The sequence below is a fragment of the Pseudomonas sp. SWRI81 genome, from assembly GCF_014268545.1.
In the GTDB taxonomy this organism is placed as follows: Bacteria; Pseudomonadota; Gammaproteobacteria; order Pseudomonadales; family Pseudomonadaceae; genus Aquipseudomonas; species Aquipseudomonas hamedanensis.
The window spans coordinates 48,937-66,577 of record NZ_JABWQS010000032.1 but is presented as its reverse complement, the minus strand read 5'-3'; the positions used below and the strand labels follow the sequence as shown (position 1 = coordinate 66,577).

General features: G+C 61.6%; 17 protein-coding genes and 1 pseudogene. 9 read left to right on the top strand and 9 right to left on the bottom strand.

The genetic code is table 11. The annotated features are described in order from the left end of the window. Positions 1 to 79 precede the first annotated feature (79 nt). Positions 80 to 1,531: an aldehyde dehydrogenase family protein gene (locus tag HU765_RS19095; protein WP_186622302.1), complete on the bottom strand. Its 1,452-nt coding sequence runs from the start codon at positions 1,529 to 1,531 to the stop codon at positions 80 to 82. Then, positions 1,528 to 3,165, bottom strand: a complete 1,638-nt coding sequence (locus tag HU765_RS19090) for a 5-guanidino-2-oxopentanoate decarboxylase (RefSeq protein ID WP_186622300.1) — start codon at positions 3,163 to 3,165, stop codon at positions 1,528 to 1,530. Before HU765_RS19090 ends, HU765_RS19095 begins: the two co-directional genes overlap by 4 nt. Positions 3,166 to 3,390: 225 nt before the next feature. Here HU765_RS19090 and HU765_RS19085 point away from each other — a divergent pair, with 225 nt between their 5' ends. Continuing rightward, positions 3,391 to 4,272 carry a LysR substrate-binding domain-containing protein gene (locus HU765_RS19085; protein ID WP_186622299.1) on the top strand — a complete coding sequence of 294 codons (882 nt, stop codon included), beginning with the start codon at positions 3,391 to 3,393 and terminating at the stop codon, positions 4,270 to 4,272. Between the two features lie 120 nt (positions 4,273 to 4,392). On the opposite strand, the gene HU765_RS19080 is transcribed toward HU765_RS19085, so the two are convergent. Together HU765_RS19080 and HU765_RS19075 are read right to left on the bottom strand one after the other, a co-directional pair. Beyond that, positions 4,393 to 5,007 (bottom strand): NAD(P)-dependent oxidoreductase, encoded by a 615-nt coding sequence (locus HU765_RS19080; RefSeq protein ID WP_186622298.1) that lies wholly within the window; start codon positions 5,005 to 5,007, stop codon positions 4,393 to 4,395. A gap of 46 nt (positions 5,008 to 5,053) precedes the next feature. Then, positions 5,054 to 5,932 (bottom strand): MBL fold metallo-hydrolase, encoded by an 879-nt coding sequence (locus HU765_RS19075; RefSeq protein WP_186622297.1) that lies wholly within the window; start codon positions 5,930 to 5,932, stop codon positions 5,054 to 5,056. Between the two features lie 114 nt (positions 5,933 to 6,046). On the opposite strand from HU765_RS19075, the gene HU765_RS19070 reads away from it, so the two are divergent. Then, positions 6,047 to 6,952: a LysR family transcriptional regulator gene (locus HU765_RS19070; RefSeq protein ID WP_202883677.1), complete on the top strand. Its 906-nt coding sequence runs from the start codon at positions 6,047 to 6,049 to the stop codon at positions 6,950 to 6,952. 218 nt (positions 6,953 to 7,170) lie between these two features. Next, positions 7,171 to 7,347, top strand: a complete 177-nt coding sequence (locus tag HU765_RS19065; RefSeq protein ID WP_178113631.1) for a hypothetical protein — start codon at positions 7,171 to 7,173, stop codon at positions 7,345 to 7,347. A 120-nt stretch (positions 7,348 to 7,467) separates the two neighbouring features. Here the strand turns inward: HU765_RS19065 and HU765_RS19060 are convergent, their stop codons facing one another. Next, positions 7,468 to 8,352, bottom strand: a complete 885-nt coding sequence (locus tag HU765_RS19060) for a helix-turn-helix domain-containing protein (RefSeq protein WP_186550108.1) — start codon at positions 8,350 to 8,352, stop codon at positions 7,468 to 7,470. A 177-nt stretch (positions 8,353 to 8,529) separates the two neighbouring features. Between HU765_RS19060 and pobA the strand changes: the two genes are divergently transcribed. The 3 genes and pseudogenes from pobA to HU765_RS26880 form a co-directional block, all read left to right on the top strand. Next, positions 8,530 to 9,723 carry a 4-hydroxybenzoate 3-monooxygenase gene (pobA, locus tag HU765_RS19055; RefSeq protein ID WP_186622296.1) on the top strand — a complete coding sequence of 398 codons (1,194 nt, stop codon included), beginning with the start codon at positions 8,530 to 8,532 and terminating at the stop codon, positions 9,721 to 9,723. Positions 9,724 to 9,801: 78 nt separating this feature from the next. After that, a complete protein-coding gene (locus HU765_RS19050; protein ID WP_186622295.1) occupies positions 9,802 to 11,319 on the top strand; it encodes a DHA2 family efflux MFS transporter permease subunit in 1,518 nt (505 codons plus the stop codon). After that, positions 11,320 to 11,430 (top strand): annotated as a pseudogene (locus HU765_RS26880) (metal ABC transporter ATP-binding protein); the annotation flags it as partial. A gap of 15 nt (positions 11,431 to 11,445) precedes the next feature. On the opposite strand, the gene HU765_RS19045 reads toward HU765_RS26880, so the two are convergent. From HU765_RS19045 to HU765_RS19030, 4 genes are all read right to left on the bottom strand, one after another. Further along, a complete protein-coding gene (locus HU765_RS19045) occupies positions 11,446 to 12,294 on the bottom strand; it encodes a cache domain-containing protein (protein WP_186622293.1) in 849 nt (282 codons plus the stop codon). A 248-nt stretch (positions 12,295 to 12,542) separates the two neighbouring features. Beyond that, positions 12,543 to 13,400: an ATPase gene (locus HU765_RS19040; RefSeq protein ID WP_186622291.1), complete on the bottom strand. Its 858-nt coding sequence runs from the start codon at positions 13,398 to 13,400 to the stop codon at positions 12,543 to 12,545. A 126-nt stretch (positions 13,401 to 13,526) separates the two neighbouring features. Further along, complete coding sequence (locus tag HU765_RS19035) at positions 13,527 to 14,519, bottom strand: NAD(P)-dependent oxidoreductase (protein WP_186622289.1); 993 nt, start codon at positions 14,517 to 14,519, stop codon at positions 13,527 to 13,529. 107 nt (positions 14,520 to 14,626) lie between these two features. Continuing rightward, positions 14,627 to 15,514, bottom strand: coding sequence for a LysR family transcriptional regulator ArgP (locus HU765_RS19030; RefSeq protein WP_186622287.1), 888 nt, complete (start codon positions 15,512 to 15,514; stop codon positions 14,627 to 14,629). A 94-nt stretch (positions 15,515 to 15,608) separates the two neighbouring features. Between HU765_RS19030 and HU765_RS19025 the strand changes: the two genes are divergently transcribed. From HU765_RS19025 to HU765_RS19015, 3 genes are all read left to right on the top strand, one after another. Then, complete coding sequence (locus tag HU765_RS19025; RefSeq protein WP_186550094.1) at positions 15,609 to 16,010, top strand: ACT domain-containing protein; 402 nt, start codon at positions 15,609 to 15,611, stop codon at positions 16,008 to 16,010. A 5-nt stretch (positions 16,011 to 16,015) separates the two neighbouring features. Further along, positions 16,016 to 16,618, top strand: coding sequence for a LysE/ArgO family amino acid transporter (locus tag HU765_RS19020; RefSeq protein WP_186622285.1), 603 nt, complete (start codon positions 16,016 to 16,018; stop codon positions 16,616 to 16,618). A 176-nt stretch (positions 16,619 to 16,794) separates the two neighbouring features. Next, positions 16,795 to 17,391 carry a Fe-Mn family superoxide dismutase gene (locus HU765_RS19015; protein WP_016773431.1) on the top strand — a complete coding sequence of 199 codons (597 nt, stop codon included), beginning with the start codon at positions 16,795 to 16,797 and terminating at the stop codon, positions 17,389 to 17,391. Positions 17,392 to 17,641: the final 250 nt, after the last annotated feature.

Sequence of the window (17,641 nt, the reverse complement as noted above, 5' to 3'; positions counted from 1 at the left end):
CTCCCACAGGAATTTGCATTCCCAATGTGGGAGCGAGCCTGCTCGCGAAGAGGCCGGTACAGGCGAAGAAGATCTGTGATCAGACCGCCCGGATCACATGTTTGATTTCCTGAAAAGCCTGCAAGCCCCACGGTCCCAATTCGCGGCCGATGCTGCTTTGCTTGTAACCGCCCCACGCCGCCTGCGGGAAGATCACCTGCGGCGCGTTGAGCCACACCAGTCCCGCTTGCAGGGCAATGGCGACACGGTCGGCGGTCTCGGCGTTACGCGTCACCACCGTGGCGACCAGGCCGAACTGGCTGTCATTGGCCAGCGCAATCGCCTCGGCTTCACTGCTGAAACTGCGCACGCACAGCACCGGCCCGAAAATCTCTTCGCACCACAGCGCACTGTCCAGAGGCACTTGGGTGAAGACCGTCGGCTGCAAAAAATAACCGCGCGGCAGATGCGCCGGACGATTGCCGCCGCACACCAGCTTCGCCCCGGCGCTCAGGCCGCGATCGATGTGCCCGAGCACGCGCTGGTATTGCGCCTGATTGACCAGTGCGCCCATCTCCACATCCGGGTCGAATGGGTCAGCGACGCGAATCGCCTGCGCACGTTTTTGCAGACGCACGAGGAATTCATCCGCCAGTTCATCGGCAACCAATACGCGACTGGTGGCCGAGCACATCTGTCCGGCGTTGAAGAAACCGCCGCCACAGGCCAGCTCGACAGCCAGTTCGAGATCGGCGTCGTCGAGCACCAGTAGCGAAGACTTGCCGCCCAGTTCCAGGCTCACGCCCTTCACGGTTTCCGCCGCGCGCTGCATCACTTGCACGCCAACCGCATTGCTGCCGGTGAAGGAAATTTTCGCGATTCGCGGATCCGCCGACAGCGGCGCGCCCACCGCCAGGCCGGTGCCGCAGACCAGGTTGAACACGCCGTCGGGCAAACCGGACTCAGCGATGATCGACGCCAGTTCCAGCTCCGCCAGCGGCGTGACCTCCGACGGTTTCAGTACGACGCAGCAACCGGCCGCCAGCGCTGGCGCAAGTTTCCAGGCGGTGGTGACCATGGGGAAATTCCACGGCACGATCAGCCCGACCACGCCGCACGGTTCGCGGCGCAGGCGTGCACTGAAGTCATCGCTGGGCAGCTCGACTGGGCTGTCCTGTTGTGCATCGAGGCCTGCGGCGAGTTCTGCGTAATACTCGAAGGTGGCGATCACATCGTCGACGTCGATGGCGGCTTCAAATAGCGGTTTGCCGTTGTTGCTCGACTGCAATTTCATCAGGTGGTCGCGACCGTTGCGCACGCCGTTGGCGATGTTGCGCAGGATCGCCCCGCGCTCGGCGCCAGTGGTTTGCGACCAGTGCGTGAACGCTTCGGTCGCCGCGCTGATCGCTTGATCGACGGCCTGCTCGTCACCGCCATTGACCGTGGTCAGCAGCGCTTCGCTGGCCGGGTTGATGACCCGCAGATGTTCGCGACCTGCCGACCAATGGCCGTTGATGAAGAGGCCGTCGAGCGTGGTTGGAAAACTGATCATGGGGCCACCGCCTGCATCCATTGGGTCTGGTCGATTTCGATCAGCGTCGGGCCCTGGCGATCACTCGCGGCACGCAGCGCGCTTTGTAATTGCTGAACCGAGCCGATCGCTTCGGCAGCACAGCCCAACGCCTTGGCGACGCCGATGAAGTCCGGGGTGTAAATGTCGACACCCACCGGTTCGATCGCACGGTTGACCATGTATTTCTTGATTTCCTCGTAGCCCTGGTTATTCCACAGCAGCACGATCACCGGCGTGCGCGCTTCGACAGCGCTGGCCAGTTCCGGCAGGGTGAATTGCAGACCGCCATCGCCGATCAGGCACACCACTGGTGGTCGAGCGCCGGTTTCCACGCTGCCGCCGAGCCACGCACCGATGGCGGCGGGCAACGCGTAGCCGAGGGTGCCGTAGCCGGTGGATGAGTTGAACCAGCGCCGCGGACGCTGCGGATTGAACGTCAGGTTGCCGGTGTACACCGGTTGTGTGGAGTCGCCGACGAACACTGCGTCGGGCAATTCGTGCAGTACGGTTTGGAGAAAGCGCGTCTGCGCCAGCGTCGGCGCATCCCAGCTCGCGGCCAGCTCCTCGCGCAGACGCGCAGCGCGCACCTGGCCCCAGTCGTTGCGGCGCTCGGCCAGCGCCTTGTGTGACAAGGCGCTGAGCAATGCCTGGGCGGCGTTGCGCGAATCGGCCACCAGCGCGACGTAGGGCGGATAGTTGCGCACGGTCTGATCGGCGTCGATGTCGATACGCAGCAGCTTGCCGGCAATCTCGAAGCCGCCGGCAAAGGTCACGTCATAATCGGTCTCGGCCAGTTCGGTGCCGATCGCCAACACCACATCGGCCTCGGCGACCAGTGCGCGAGTGGCGACCAGGCTTTGCGTCGAGCCGATCAGCAGGGGATGAGCGGACGGCAACAAACCTTTGGCGTTGATAGTCAGCGCGACCGGCGCGTCGAGCAACTGCGCCAGCTCGGTGAGTTCGGCAGCGGCATCGATCGCACCGCCACCGGCGAGAATCAGCGGCCGTCGTGCGCCGGCCAGCAGGTCGGTCATGCGGCTCACGGCGGCGGGTGCGGCACCCGCGCGATCGATGCTGACCGGGACGCTGGCGAGCAGCTCATCGGCTTCTTCCACCAGCACGTCCAGCGGGATCTCGATGTGCACCGGACGCGGACGTCCGGCCTGGAACAGGGCAAACGCGCGGGCGAGGACGCCGGGCAATTCGCACGCCGACATCAGTGTGTGGGAGAACGCTGCGACACCGCCGACCAGTGCGCTCTGGTTCGGCAGTTCGTGCAGCTTGCCGCGTCCGCCGCCCAACTGACTGCGCGACTGCACACTGGAGATCACCAGCATCGGGATCGAATCGGCGTAGGCCTGGCCCATGGCAGTGGTGATGTTGGTCATGCCCGGCCCGGTGATGATGAAACACACGCCCGGTTTGCCGCTGGTGCGCGCGTAACCGTCGGCCATGAAGCCGGCGCCTTGCTCATGCCGAGGCGTGACGTGGTTGATCGTCGAACGGGCCAGCCCGCGATACAGCTCAACGGTGTGTACGCCGGGAATGCCGAACACCTGCTCGACGCCATAATTTTCCAACAGCTTGACCAGTACTTCGCCGCACGTTGCCATTGTCGATTGCCTTTTTTTTCGCTGAAACCTAGATCCAGTGTGGGAGCGGGCTTGCTCGCGAAAGCGGTTCGTCAATGAATAATGAGGTGAATGACACACCGCATTCGCGAGCAAGCCCGCTCCCACATGGCCTGCCTATGCGACCATTGGAACGGCGCGCAGCTAGCGGCAACAATCGATTAAAAGTCATACTAGCCATGTCCTCACGTCATACCTTGGGTCCCCATGAAACGATTGCCGCCCCTCCCTGCCCTGCATACGTTTCTGATCACCGCGCAGTGCTGCAACTTCACCCGGGCCGCCGAGCAATTGCACATTACTCAGGGCGCGGTGAGCCGGCAGATCGCCGGGCTGGAGGATCACCTCGGTTATTCACTGTTCATTCGTCAGGCTCGCGGCCTGGCGTTGACCGCCGAAGGCCGCGAGTGGTTGCCACGGGTGGAGAAGGTCTTCGGCCTGATCGGCGAAGCCACCGAGCAGATCGGTGTGCAGCGCGAAACCCTGCAACTGAAGGCGCCCAGTTGTGTGATGCGCTGGCTGTTGCCGCGCCTGTTGCAATGGCAAAAGGAGCGTCCGGACGTGCCGGTCAAGCTGACGGCATCACTGCAACACAGCGTGGATTTTCAGCGTGAGCCATTCGACGCCGCGGTGATCTATGGCCCGCCGCCGGACAATTCGCCGGGCGCGTTACACCTGTTCGACGAGCAACTGACACCGGTCTGCTCGCCGCAATTGCTCGAAGGTTCGCCCGCGCTGAATGCTCCGCAGGATCTGCAGGAACATCTGTTGCTGCACCCGACCCATGACCTTCAGGACTGGTCGGTGTGGCTTGAGGCGGCGGGGTTGCGACTGAGTAATCTGGGCAGCGGCCAGCACTTCGAAACGCTGGATCAGGCGATGTCGATGGCGTCTCACGGCACGGGCGTGGCGATCGGCGACTGGTCGTTGATAGGCGATGATTTGCACGCCGGACGGCTGGTGATGCCGTTTGATTTGAAGGTGAAGACGGGGCTGGCGTATTACGTGGTGGTGCCTGCCGGCGCCGAGCCATCGCCGCCGTTGGAAGAGTTGATGCTCTGGCTGGTCGAGCAGGCTCATTTGCGCTGAGCACACAAATCCTTGTAGGAGTGAGCCTGCTCGCGATAGCGCCGGGTCAGCCACCGCTGGTGTGAAAGATCCACCGCTATCGCGAGCAGGCTCACTCCTACAAATGAACGGTGCCTGGTCTTAGTAACCGACGGTATAACGCTGCCGCGAATGCTTCGGTGTTTCCACCTCGTCAATCAACGCAATCGCGTAATCGGCAAAGGTAATCCAGCTGCGTCCCTCGCCACTCACCAGCAGGTGGTCCTGGCCGACACGGAAGGTGCCGCTGCGCTCACCTTCGACAAACTCTGCCGACGGCGACAGGAACGTCCAGTCCAGTTCATTTTCCTGACGCAACGCCTCAAGAAACGCGGCCCCCGCGCTGGCTTCCGCTTTGTACTCGGCGGGGAAACCCGCACTGTCGATCACCCGCGTGTCGTCCGGCAACAATAGCGAACCGGCACCACCGACCACCAGCAAACGCTTCACCCCCGCCTGCTTCACTGGCCCGACAATCGCCGACGCCGGCACAGTGGCAAAATGCGCAGCGGTGATCACCACATCGTGACCGGCCACCGCGTCTTGCAGCGCCGCGGCATCCAGTACATCGACATTTTTGCTGACCACACCGGCGCGGGCGCCGATCTTCGAGGTGTCGCGGGCGATGGCCGTAACGCTATGGCCGCGGCGCAGCGCTTCTTCCAGCAATTGGCTGCCGGCACGTCCGGTAGCACCGATGATTGCGATTTTGCTCATGACATTCTCCAGTTGGCTTGAGAGTGCTGCGTTTTCAATGATGGGCCTACCACTGCATTTCGCCCTTGGCGACTTTCGCGCTCAGTTCCAGTGAGCTTTCTTCGCCGAGTTGCGGGTAACGCTTTTTCATCGCCGCGATCAGCGCAGCGGCGTCTTTGGCCGTGGCGGTTTCGGCGTCGAAGGACTTGATGTAATCGGCAGTGAATTTCACGCTGGCCAGCGAGCGGCTGCTGTCACCCAGGTAATGGCCCGGCACGACGGTTTTCGGCTTCAGGGCTTCGATCGCGTGCAAGGTGTGCAGCCAGTCGGCGTGGGATTGCGCGGTCTGCGTGTCGGCCATCCACACATGAATGTTCTCGGCGACCACCACGCCACCGACCACGGCCTGGAGCGACGGAATCCACACGAAGCTGCGGTCCGGCTGCTTGCCGTCAAGGCCGATCACCTGCAACTTCTGTCCTTCGAGCATCAGGCTGTCGCCCTTGAGCACATTCGGCACAACGGTTCTCGCCGGCACGTCCGCACCCATTTTCGGGCCCCAGAAGGCGAGTTTGCCGGCGACGGTCTGCTTGATGTGATCCACGGTCGGCTGCGATGCGAGGACCTTGGCGTCCGGGAAGGCGCGGGTCAGGGTGTCGAGGCCGAAGTAGTAATCCGGGTCGCCATGGCTGATGTAGATCGTGGTCAGGTGCTTGCCGCTGGCGCGAATCTTTTCCACGACCTGTTCCGCCTGGGCCTTGCCGAATTGCGCATCGACCAGAATGGCCTCTTTCTCGCCACTGACCAGCACCGAGGTCACCGGAAAAATCGCCGCAGCGCCCGGGTTGTAGACGTCCAGGCTCAGGTTGGCTGCTGCGGCATGCGCCGCGAACCCCAGCGAGGCAGTGACGAGCAGAACGCGTTTGAAAAAAGTGAAGCCGATCATGGGGTGCTCCGAGGTCCGAATGCCGTGTCTGGCGATGGGACAGAGCTTAGTTGCCTGACTCAGTACAAAAAATGCGATGCTTGAACATAGTTTGTTTCTGAAAGCGGGCAAATCATGGATCGTCTCCAAGCAATGCGGGTGTTTGTGACTGTGGTCGATCTGGGCAGCCAATCGGCGGCGGCCGATCATCTGGAACTGTCGCGGCCGGTAGTTTCGCGTTATCTGGCGGAGCTGGAAGACTGGGTCGGCGCACGCTTGATGCACCGCACCACGCGCAAATTGAGCCTGACCGCTGCCGGCAGCGAGATCCTTCCGCGCTGTCGGCAGATGCTCGATCTGTCCAGCGACATGCAGGCCGCCGTCAGCGAACCCGAGGACACCCCGCGCGGGCTGCTGCGGATCAGTGTCAGCACCTCGTTCGGCCAGGCGCAACTGGCCGACGCGATGGCGGCCTACGTTAAACGCTATCCGGGCGTCAGCATCGATCTGCAAATGCTCGACCGCACGGTGAATCTGGTGGATGAGCGCATCGACCTGGCGATCCGCACCAGCAATGATCTGGATCCCAACCTGATCGCCCGACGCCTGACCGCCTGTCGCTCGGTGATCTGCGCGGCGCCGGCGTATCTGCTTGAGCATTCGGCGCCATCACGGGTCGAGGAACTCAGCCGCCATAACTGCCTGACGCATTCCTACTTCGGTAAAAGCCTGTGGCATTTCGAAGAGGATGGCGAACCCGTTTCGGTGCCAGTACAGGGCAACATCAGCGCCAACGAAGCCAGTACCTTGTTGCGCGCGACGCTGGCCGGCGCGGGGGTCGCGATGCTGCCGACCTATCTGGCCGGCGGGCCTATTCACAACGGTGAATTGCTGCGCTTGCTGCCCCATGCCGAGCCGCGGCAGCTGAGCATCTATGCGGTCTATGCCTCGCGCAAACACATGCCGGCGGCGCTGCGCAGCATGCTCGATTTCCTGGTTCAGCGTTTTCCCGAAAACCCCGCCTGGGATGTCGCCTTGTAAACCGGATCCCTGTAGGAGTGAGCCTGCTCGCGATAGCGGTGTGTCAGTCACCTCAATGCTGACAGACATACCGCTATCGCGAGCAGGCTCACTCCCACAGGGATTCATCAGTGTGCTGAATAACCGGGTAAATCCTTGAGCGCAGTCGCTGGCAAGTGCTCGCCGCTGACCTATGCTGAAAGTAATACCGCAAGGTAGACGTTCAGAGGTCGAACACCATGAACATCAAAACAAGAAGATACGTCGCGATTTTCATCACCTGCGCTGCCACGCTGGCGCTGTACGGCACCGCTGCCTGGCGGGTCGAGCAGTTGCGACAACTGCCCCGCGAATACGCCAGTTGCAACTATGAGCGGTGTATTCCGCACAATGCGACGCTCAACGCGCTGCGCTGATTTTCAACTGTAGGAGTGAGCCTGCTCGCGATAGCGGTGTGGCTGCCAGAGTTGGTTTGACTGACACTCCGCTATCGCGAGCAGGCTCACTCCTACAGAGGGTCCGCCGCGACGCACAAATTATTGCTCGGCCTTCAACCGGTCGCGAAACGCCTTTGGCGAAATCCCCACCCGCCGCCGGAACAGGCGCGTGAAGTTGGTCGGATCGGAAAATCCCAACAGCTCCGACATCTCGTAAATCGTCATGCTGGTGTAGGTCAGCAGGCGCTTGGCTTCCAGGAGCTGGCGCTCGTGCATGATCTGCAACGCCGGCTGCCCGGCCAGTTCCCGGCAGGTGCCGTTAAGGTGCGATACGGAAATGCCCAGGCGATGGGCGAGGTCTTCGACCTTCACATGCTGGCGATACGTCTCTTCTACCAACTGGATAAAGCCATTGAGGTATTCGCGCTGGCGTTGCGGCCGCTGGCTGGCCTTGTGCCGAACGATTGCCTGACGGCTGACCCAGACCATGATCACGCTGACCAGCGAATGCATGAGCATTTCCCGCGCCGGTTGATGGCCGTTGTACTCGGCCTGTAACGCTGTAAACAGGCTGTTGAGGTAATCGCCGTCAGCGCCGGCCGCGTAGTGTTCGGCGCGGGCCAGCGCCTGCACCGAATCGCCCAGCTGCGCCTGCAAGTGGTTGATCAGCGGTGTGGCGAGGGTGACGATGAACCCTTCGACATCTTCGGAAAACCGAAAGCCGTGCACCGACAACGGTGGCAGCACCTGAATCGCCGGGGTTTGAAGCTGCGTGCACTGCCCTTCGATTTCGAGCTGCGCCTGCCCCTTGAACACGAACAGCAACTGGCACAGGTCCGCGTGGCGGTGGGGTTTGATTTCCCATTGATGTTCGCGGCTGCGCGAGGAAATGGTTTCACAGTGCAGCAAGTCAGGGGTCGGCCAGTCGAGGCTTTCACCGTAGAGCTTGAACACGGGAATCGAAGGCAGGTCAGGCTTGTTCATCACTTCAATCCAGGCCTCGGGGTTATGGGCGATAATCGCACCGATTGGCAGAAAGTACAGGTATCGGCTCAGTTTTCACCTTCAATTGACAGACCCGCAAGGGAAAAATGCAAGCACTCGATCCATAAATATCATTCACCGGTGTTTGCCGCGTGAAGCTTGCGAGTCATAAAAACAATGAAAACGCTGAAAACCCAAGTCGCCATTATCGGTGCCGGTCCGTCCGGTTTACTCCTCGGTCAGTTGCTGCACAACGCCGGGATCGACACGCTCATCCTCGAGCGGCAGACACCTGACTATGTCCTCGGCCGCATCCGCGCCGGCGTACTTGAACAAGGCATGGTAGAGCTGTTGCGGCAGGCCGGCGTGGGTCAGCGCATGGACGCTGAAGGTTTGGTTCATGGCGGATTTGACCTGGCCCTGGACGGGCGACAAGTGCACATCGACCTGCACACGTTGACCGGCGGCAAGCGCGTGATGATCTACGGTCAGACCGAAGTCACCCGCGACCTGATGGCCGCTCGTCGGGAGGCCGGGGCGACGACGATTTACCAGGCCGGCAACGTCGTTCCCCACGGCATGAAAAGCGACGAAGCGTTTGTCACCTTCGAAAAGGATGGTGAAACCTGGCGTGTCGATTGCGATTACATCGCCGGTTGCGACGGTTTCCACGGCGTCGCCCGGCAGTCGATTCCTGCCGATTGCCTGAAGGTGTTCGAGCGGGTTTATCCGTTCGGCTGGCTGGGCATTCTGGCCGACACGCCGCCGGTCCACGACGAACTGGTCTATGCCCGCCACGAGCGCGGATTCGCCTTGTGCAGCATGCGTTCGGCCACGCGCACCCGCTATTACCTGCAAGTTCCAGCCGACGAACAGGTCGAAAACTGGAGCGATCAGCGCTTCTGGGATGAGCTGAAAAAGCGCTTGCCCGTGGCGCTTGCAGAAAAACTGGTGACCGGCCCGTCGATTGAAAAAAGCATCGCACCGCTACGCAGCTTCGTCGTCGAGCCGATGCAGTACGGTCGCCTGTTTCTCGTCGGCGATGCGGCGCACATCGTTCCGCCCACCGGCGCCAAGGGCTTGAATCTGGCGGCCAGCGACGTCAGCACGCTGTTCAATATCCTGCTGAAGGTGTACCGCGACGGCCGCAGCGATCTGTTGCACAAATATTCGGAAATCTGCCTGCGCCGGGTCTGGAAAGCCGAGCGGTTTTCCTGGTGGATGACCTCGATGTTGCATCGGTTCGAGGAGCACGATGCGTTCAGCCAGCGCATCAGTGCTTCGGAGCTGGACTACTTTGTCAGCTCCGAAGCCGGGCGAAAAACCATTGCAGAAAATTACGTCGGGCTTCCATACGAGGCTATCGAATAGCCTGCTATCGACTTATAGTGGCAAGCACTCACCCGCTCGCCCTGCCCGCGCGGGTCAATCACTGCCCGCAGGTTTTCCGTGACCACTCTCAATCAGCCTGAAACGCCTAAACCGGCCATTCGCAGCGTGCTGGTCGCACTGATGATGGCGATCTTTCTCGGCGCGCTGGATCAGACCATCGTCGCCGTATCGATGCCGGCCATCTCCGCACAATTCAAGGACGTCAGCCTGCTGGCCTGGGTGATTTCCGGGTACATGGTGGCGATGACGGTGGCGGTGCCGATCTACGGCAAGCTCGGCGACCTGTACGGGCGGCGCAAACTGATGCTGTTCGGCATGGGGCTGTTCACCCTCGCCTCGCTGCTCTGTGGCATGGCGCAAAGCATGGAGCAATTGGTGCTGGCGCGGATTGTTCAGGGCATCGGCGCCGGCGGGATGATTTCGGTGAGTCAGGCGATCATCGGCGACATCGTGCCGCCGCGTGAACGCGGACGCTATCAGGGCTACTTCAGCAGCATGTACGCGGTGGCCAGCGTGGCCGGCCCGGTGCTGGGCGGTTACATGACCGAATACCTGTCGTGGCGCTGGGTATTTCTGATCAACCTGCCGCTGGGCCTCGGCGCCTGGTGGGTGGCGCGGCGTAACCTGCGCGGCTTGCCGATTCCGCAGCGCAAACCGGTCATCGATTACCTCGGCACGGTGCTGATGATCATCGGCCTGACGGCATTGCTGCTCGGTATCACCGAGGTCGGTCAGGGGCATTCGTGGCGCAGCCGTGAAGTGCTTGGATTGCTGGCCTGTGCGGTGCTGGTCCTGGCGGTATTTGTCTGGCACGAACGGCGGGCGCGGGAACCTTTGTTGCCGATGCACCTGTTCGCCAACCGCAACGCCCTGCTGTGCTGGTGCACGATTTTCTTCACCAGTTTCCAGGCGATTTCATTGATCGTGTTGATGCCCCTGCGCTTTCAAAGCGTCACCGGTGCTGGCGCGGACAGCGCGGCGTTGCACTTGCTGCCGTTGGCGATGGGACTGCCGATCGGCGCCTATTTTGCCGGTCGCCGCACCTCGATCACCGGTCGCTACAAACCACAGATCCTCAGCGGCGCGATCCTGATGCCGATCTCGATTCTCGGCATGGCTTTCAGTGCGCCAGAGGCGACGCTGCTCAGCGGCTTGTTCATGTTGCTCAGCGGCATTGCCGGCGGCATGCAGTTTCCGACCTCGCTGGTCGGCACGCAGAATTCCGTGGAGCAACGCGACATTGGCGTGGCGACCAGCACCACCAACCTGTTCCGCTCACTGGGCGGCGCGATGGGCGTGGCGCTGATGTCGGCGCTGTTACTGGCGCTGCTGCAGGACTCAGGTTTTGCACAGCTGGCAGGCAGTTCGCTGATGAGCGAAGGGCATTCGGGCAACGTCCTGCTGGACGGCCTCAACGCTGCGCCCGGCGATGCGCAGAACGCCTTGCGCGCGGAACTGCTGGTGACGTTCCGGCATTTGCTGTGCGTCAGCGCGGCGGTGTCGCTGCTCGGTCTGGCGGCGGCCATTGCCATGCCGAACAATCTGCTGCGCGGGCGCGAGCACGGCGCGAAATAATTGCCGCCCCGCCCCCTGACTGTGGGAGCGGGCTTGCTCGCGAAGGCGTCGTGTCAGCTGACATCATTACTGAATGACACACCGCATTCGCGAGCAAGCCCGCTCCCACAGGAGACGGTGTTTCGCTCAAGGGCTGTAGTAACCCACCGCGACGAGGAAATGCCCGACCTTCTTCAGGTACGCATGCTTGTCCTCGACCTTGCCGGTCACCGGGTTGTTCCAGCGATATTCGTATTCGCCTTCATCCTGCTTGCCGATCAGCGCCAGAATCGGCTCGCCCACCGGTTTGCCTTGCGGATCCTTGACCTTGCCGAAGTCGGTGTTGATCAAGCGCAGGTTGGTGCCGTGAGCAACGTAACGCCGAGTGTTGAGGTCGACGACGAACACATACAGATCATCTTGCAAGTACCCGCCCTTGAGCGAGTTGATCGCGATCAGCGTGCCCTTCTCGTCCTTGGTGAGATCCGTCGCGGCTTTATCCAGCAACGCCCTGGCCTGTTCGGCAGAAGCCCGTGGCAGGTAATAGCCCACCGCCAGAATCCGCTGGCCGACACGCTGATAAAACACATGTTTGCGCTCGACCTTGCCGTCGGCCCAGTTTTGCCAACGGTACTCGGCCTGTTGAATGCCGTTGCCTTCCGGCACTTTCAGCGCCTCCTTGAAAGCTTTTTGCAGATCCGGCCCGAGCACTTCGCTGACATCGCGGCCAATCAACGCCGACGACGGTCCGCCGCTGGCGAGCATGACGCCTTTGGTGTCGAGTACGAACACGTAGCGATCCTTGTCGACGAACTCACCCTGACGGCTGAACGCGGCAAAGGCCTTGTCGCCGTTTTCGTGATAGTAAGCCAGGGCTTTTTCCAGCAAGGCGATGGCGGCCTGGCTGTCGTTCTTGTCGGTGGTCGCGGCGCTGGCCTGGCCAAAACCGGCGAGCAGCATCAGGCCGAGCCAGGCCACTTTATGCAAAAACCCCATAGCGCATCCCTCGTTCTTGTTGGTGTTTCAAGAGCGTAGACGGCTTGGGGTTGGACGGCAGTTGAAGATGAATCCAGAAGTTGCCGCCCTCTGTGGCGAGGGGATTTATCCCCGTTCGGCGGCGCAGCCGTCGCAATCCGGCTGACGCGTTTGCCTTAACGGTGGCGGTGACAGGCCTTGGCGCTGCTTCGCAGCCCAGCGGGGATAAATCCCCTCGCCACAAAGCCCCCCAGACAACGGATCAGTCCTTACGGGCGGGCGTTGATCTGCTGCTGCAAATTCTGAATCTGCGCCTGCAACGTATTGAGGTTGCGCGTCATCTGCGCACGGAACGCATCGAACTCAGCCGTATTGCCGCCCCCCGGCGCAGCCGCCGGGCGGTTGTCCTGCTGGCTTTTGAGCACGACGATGTCCTGCTCCAGACGATCAATCGCTGCACTTGGATTGCCCTGCTTCTTCAGCGCAGCGATATCGGCGCCAAGGCTCTTGAATTGCGCGTCGAAGGCTTTCAGCTGCGCATCGACCTTGCTGGTATCGGCCGGGGTGCTTTTGATCGCCGCCAGTTCGGCGCTCAGCGCTTTGACCTGTGCCTGCAATTGAGCATTGGCGTTCTGCTGTTCGGTGGTCTGCGCGGTCATCTGCGCCAGGCGCTTGTCCAGATCGCTGGCCTGCCCGGCCACGCCCTGCTGCTGTTTGCTCTGATCAAGCAGCTTGCCCTCGAGTTGCCTGATCTGCAATTTCAACGCTTCGCTGTCGCTGGTGACGTTGGTCTGGCTGGCCACGACCTTGCCGGAAATATCCTGCAGACGTCCGGCCGCTTCTTCGCTGATGCGCGCAAAGCTCTCCTGGGTCGCGACCAGTTGCTGCTCCATCAGGGAAATCTGCTGGAAGCTCCACCACGCCAGGCCGACGAAAGCGAAGAACAACGCCCCGACCAGTGCCCACAGCGGCCCGGTACTGGCGGCCTTGACCTTGACCACAGGTGCGCTGCGCGAGCGCACGGTGGTACGTGCGTCGGGCGCAATGTCATCGTCGTCGAAGGGGTCGGCGCGCAGGCTCGGCACGTTATCGAAATCGTCGTCGTGGGCATCGTTACGCATGGACATTGAGGCAACCTTTGTGAAACGCGGTGATGGCTAAATGCTGCGAAGTATAACCGCCGCAGCCGCAGGCATTGACCCCCAACCGGCGGCGCGGTTCATTGCCGGCCAGCCGATTCGTTTCAACCGGTTTCAGCGAACGTCCTGGGCTTTCCACCAGCCGCAGAACTCGTCGAGGGCCGTCCACAGGCTGACTTTCGGATCGTAATCCAGATAATGCCGGGCGCGGCTGATGTCGAGGGTGAAATTTTTGTGCATGACCTGCATGCCCAGCCGCGACAGTGTCGGCTCCGGACGCCCCGGCCACAGTTTGCACGCGCCTTCGTTGAGCGCCGCGACGCTGTAGGCCAGCGCGTAGGACCGATACCGGCTGACCTGTGGCACCTCCATCCTGCGCATCACGTAATTGACCACATCCCACAGCGGCACCGGCGCGCCGTTGCTGATGTTGTAGGCCTTGCCCAGCGCCGAGCCTGCGGCCAGCAGACTGCTGAGCATGGCTTCGTTGAGGTTCTGCACGCTGGTGAAATCGACTTTGTTCAAGCCATTGCCGATGATCGCAAGCCGGCCCTTGCGCTGCATGTTCAGCAGGCGCGGGAAGATGCTCATATCACCGGCACCGGTGACGAAGCGCGGGCGCAAGGCAATGGTTTCGAGGCCGAACTCTTGCGCGCCGAAAACCTTTTGTTCCGCCAGGTATTTGGTCGCCGCATAAGGATGCCTGAAGCGCTTGGGCACTTGCTCTTCAGTCAGATTGAAGTGGTCGCGGCCATCGAAATAGATCGACGGTGACGACAGGTGCACCAGGCGCCGCACCCGTCGCTTCAGGCACGCCTCGACAATGTTTTCGGTGACTTGCACGTTGCCCTGATGAAAATCTTCGTAACGGCCCCACAGCCCAACGGCGCCGGCACAATGCACCACGGCGTCGACGTCGCTGCACAGGTCGCGCGCCAGCCCCGCATCGGTCAAGTCACCGGGAACGAACTCGGCGCCACGGCGCACCAGGTGCTCGACGCTCTCGGCCCGGCGACCGTTGACCCGCACCTCCAGGCCCTGCTCCAAAGCGAAACGCGCAAAGCGTCCGCCAATGAAGCCGCTTGCGCCGGTAACCAGAATCTTCATCTACAACTCCACTGAAAACAGCCGCAAGCTTCAAAGCTTTGCGCGGCAAGTTGAAACGGTGCGCACGCGCGTTACTTGCGCTCGCAGCTTGACGCTCGCCACTGCGCTCAAGCCACTAGCCAGTGGGACGATGAGCGCACCAATTGCTCGGTCAGTTGGTTGAGCAACTGCCCGCCGTTGCGCCAATGATGCCAGTACAACGGCACATCGATCGGTTTATCTGGCAACAATTCGCGCAGCACGCCGCGTTGCAGTTGCTCGCGTACTTGCAGCTCCGGCACCAGGCCCCAGCCGAGCCCGGCTTCCGTCAGGCGGATGAAACCCTCCGAGGAAGGGCACAAATGATGCTCGAAAGCGCCATCCACGCCGAGGGCAGCGAGGTAACGATGTTGTAGAAAATCGTCCGGACCGAACACCAGTGCCGGGGTGCGTGGCAACTGTTCAGCGCGCACGCCCTCGGGAAAATGCCGTTCGATGAACGCCGGGCTGGCCAGCGCGCAATAACGCATCGCCCCGAGCAACACGCTGCGGGCGCCGGCCACCGGCCGTTCGCTGGCACACAGGCAGGCGGCCACTTCGCCAGCACGCATGCGTTTGAGGCCGACGGTCTGGTCCTCGACGATCAGGTCGAGCAGCAAATGCTGTTGCGCGCAAAAGTCGCCGACGGCTTGCGCCCACCACGTCGCCAGGCTGTCGGCGTTCAAGGCGATGCGCAAACGCTCCGGCAGCCCCTCTTCGTCCAGTGCCGGCACCAGCGTCTGCAAGTCACGCTCAAGCAAACGCACCTGTTGCACGTGGTTGAGCAGGCGCCGGCCGATCTCGGTTGGCGCCGGAGGCGTGCCGCGAATCAGCACCGGCTGACCGACACGTGCCTCGAGCAGTTTGATCCGCTGCGAGATCGCCGATTGCGACAGGCCGAGAACCTGCGCGGCCCGTTCGAAACCGGCTTGCTCGACCACCGCGGCCAGGGCGGAAAGCAACTTGTAGTCGAACATCAGTTTTCCTAATGGGCGATCATCAATATTGGTTTTTCTTATACAGCGATCGCCCAGAGAATAGCCAGCAAGCACTCTCTCAAGGATTCCTTTCATGGCCGGCGAAACCTCACTCTCAACGCTGCTGCGCAGCATGAGCCCGCAACTCAACAGCGGTGAATACGTGTTCTGCACCTTGCCCGACGCTCAGTTGCCAACCGGCCTGGAGCTCATCGGCAGCTTCCGTGAACAGGAAGGCCTGACGGTCATTCTCAAGCGCTCCGACGCCGAACAGGCCGGTTTGAGCTTCGACTACGTCGCCGCGTGGATCACCTTGAACGTGCATTCGGCGCTGCAAGCGGTGGGCCTGACCGCCGCCTTCGCCACGGCATTGGGCGAGGCTGGCATCAGCTGCAACGTGATCGCCGGTTACTACCACGACCATTTGTTTGTCGGCCAGGCCGACGCCGAACGTGCCATGCACGTGCTGCGCGACCTCGCAGCGAACGCGGAGTGAACCTTATGTGGCAAAGCTATGTGAACGGTCTGTTGGTGGCGTTCGGGCTGATCATGGCGATCGGCACGCAGAACGCTTTTGTGCTTGCCCAGAGCCTGCGCCGCGAGCACCACCTGCCGGTGGCGGCGCTGTGCGTTGTGTGTGATGCGTTGCTGGTCGCCGCCGGGGTGTTCGGTTTGGCGACGATCCTGGCGCAGAATCCGACATTATTGGCGATTGCCCGCTGGGGCGGCGCGGCGTTTCTGATCTGGTATGGCAGCCAGGCACTGCGTCGGGCCTGCGCGAAACAGAGCCTTGAGCAAGGTGAAAACCAGACCGTGCGCTCGCTGCGCGCAGTAATGCTCAGCGCTTTGGCGGTGACATTGCTCAACCCCCACGTTTATCTCGATACGGTATTGCTGATCGGCTCGCTTGGCGCGCAGCAATCGGTACCCGGCGCTTATGTGGTCGGCGCGGCGAGTGCATCGCTGCTGTGGTTTTTCACTCTGGCACTGGGCGCGGCATGGCTGGCGCCGTGGCTGGCCCGCCCGAGTACCTGGCGCATCCTCGATCTGCTCGTGGCACTGATGATGTTCACGGTTGCGGGACAGTTGATATTGGCCTCGTGATTTATTCCAAAGCGCTCTGGAACCTCTATCCCACACAGTTGTTGCGTGGTTAAGCCGCAACCCCGGTGCTATGATCCGAACCCTGCGCCGCAAAGAGTAAAAACTCGCCGGTGCATTTCTGGCCGCCCGTGATCGGCCTTGCGCTCACCGCAACAGACCTGATTAGGAGAATCATCATGGCTTTCGAATTGCCGCCGCTGCCTTACGCACACGATGCCCTGCAGCCGCACATTTCCAAGGAAACCCTGGAATTTCACCACGACAAGCACCACAACACCTACGTCGTGAACCTGAACAACCTGGTGCCAGGCACTGAGTTCGAAGGCAAGACCCTGGAAGAAATCGTCAAGACTTCCTCGGGCGGCATCTTCAACAACGCCGCTCAGGTCTGGAACCACACCTTCTACTGGAACTGCCTGGCGCCAAACGCCGGCGGTCAGCCAACCGGCGCACTGGCAGATGCCATCAACGCAGCCTTCGGTTCGTTCGACAAGTTCAAGGAAGAGTTCAGCAAAACCTCGATCGGCACCTTCGGTTCCGGCTGGGGCTGGCTGGTGAAAAAGGCTGACGGTTCCCTGGCCCTGGCCAGCACCATCGGCGCCGGCAACCCGCTGACCAGCGGCGACACCCCGCTGCTGACCTGTGACGTCTGGGAGCACGCTTACTACATCGACTACCGCAACCTGCGTCCAAAGTACGTTGAAGCGTTCTGGAACCTGGTCAACTGGAAGTTCGTCGCTGAGCAGTTCGAAGGCAAAACCTTCACCGCTTAAGCTGCGCGCCAGACAAAAACCCGGCTTTGCCGGGTTTTTTTATGCCCGCGCCGGGTGATTATCCTACGCCAAAAGCAGCTTCGCGCCGTTTGCCAAGGCGTCACAGCGCACTACCATCAGTCAAAAATATCCTTCGCTGCGCTCAAGTTGAGGGCGACCATTACCGACACAGTGAATTCAGAGCTAATACTCCAAAGGCAGTATGGCGGCCAAGACCTCAGTCAAATCCTGCTCGGCCCGATTGTCCCTT

Excerpts from the sequence above, each read along its gene's own strand:
- HU765_RS19095 (WP_186622302.1), bottom strand. The coding sequence starts at position 1,531 with ATGATCAGTTTTCCAACCACGCTCGACGGCCTCTTCATCAACGGCCAT.
- HU765_RS19090 (WP_186622300.1), bottom strand. The coding sequence starts at position 3,165 with ATGGCAACGTGCGGCGAAGTACTGGTCAAGCTGTTGGAAAATTATGGC.
- HU765_RS19085 (WP_186622299.1), top strand. The coding sequence starts at position 3,391 with ATGAAACGATTGCCGCCCCTCCCTGCCCTGCATACGTTTCTGATCACC.
- HU765_RS19080 (WP_186622298.1), bottom strand. The coding sequence starts at position 5,007 with ATGAGCAAAATCGCAATCATCGGTGCTACCGGACGTGCCGGCAGCCAA.
- HU765_RS19075 (WP_186622297.1), bottom strand. The coding sequence starts at position 5,932 with ATGATCGGCTTCACTTTTTTCAAACGCGTTCTGCTCGTCACTGCCTCG.
- HU765_RS19070 (WP_202883677.1), top strand. The coding sequence starts at position 6,047 with ATGGATCGTCTCCAAGCAATGCGGGTGTTTGTGACTGTGGTCGATCTG.
- HU765_RS19065 (WP_178113631.1), top strand. The coding sequence starts at position 7,171 with ATGAACATCAAAACAAGAAGATACGTCGCGATTTTCATCACCTGCGCT.
- HU765_RS19060 (WP_186550108.1), bottom strand. The coding sequence starts at position 8,352 with ATGAACAAGCCTGACCTGCCTTCGATTCCCGTGTTCAAGCTCTACGGT.
- pobA (WP_186622296.1), top strand. The coding sequence starts at position 8,530 with ATGAAAACGCTGAAAACCCAAGTCGCCATTATCGGTGCCGGTCCGTCC.
- HU765_RS19045 (WP_186622293.1), bottom strand. The coding sequence starts at position 12,294 with ATGGGGTTTTTGCATAAAGTGGCCTGGCTCGGCCTGATGCTGCTCGCC.
- HU765_RS19040 (WP_186622291.1), bottom strand. The coding sequence starts at position 13,400 with ATGTCCATGCGTAACGATGCCCACGACGACGATTTCGATAACGTGCCG.
- HU765_RS19035 (WP_186622289.1), bottom strand. The coding sequence starts at position 14,519 with ATGAAGATTCTGGTTACCGGCGCAAGCGGCTTCATTGGCGGACGCTTT.
- HU765_RS19030 (WP_186622287.1), bottom strand. The coding sequence starts at position 15,514 with ATGTTCGACTACAAGTTGCTTTCCGCCCTGGCCGCGGTGGTCGAGCAA.
- HU765_RS19025 (WP_186550094.1), top strand. The coding sequence starts at position 15,609 with ATGGCCGGCGAAACCTCACTCTCAACGCTGCTGCGCAGCATGAGCCCG.
- HU765_RS19020 (WP_186622285.1), top strand. The coding sequence starts at position 16,016 with ATGTGGCAAAGCTATGTGAACGGTCTGTTGGTGGCGTTCGGGCTGATC.
- HU765_RS19015 (WP_016773431.1), top strand. The coding sequence starts at position 16,795 with ATGGCTTTCGAATTGCCGCCGCTGCCTTACGCACACGATGCCCTGCAG.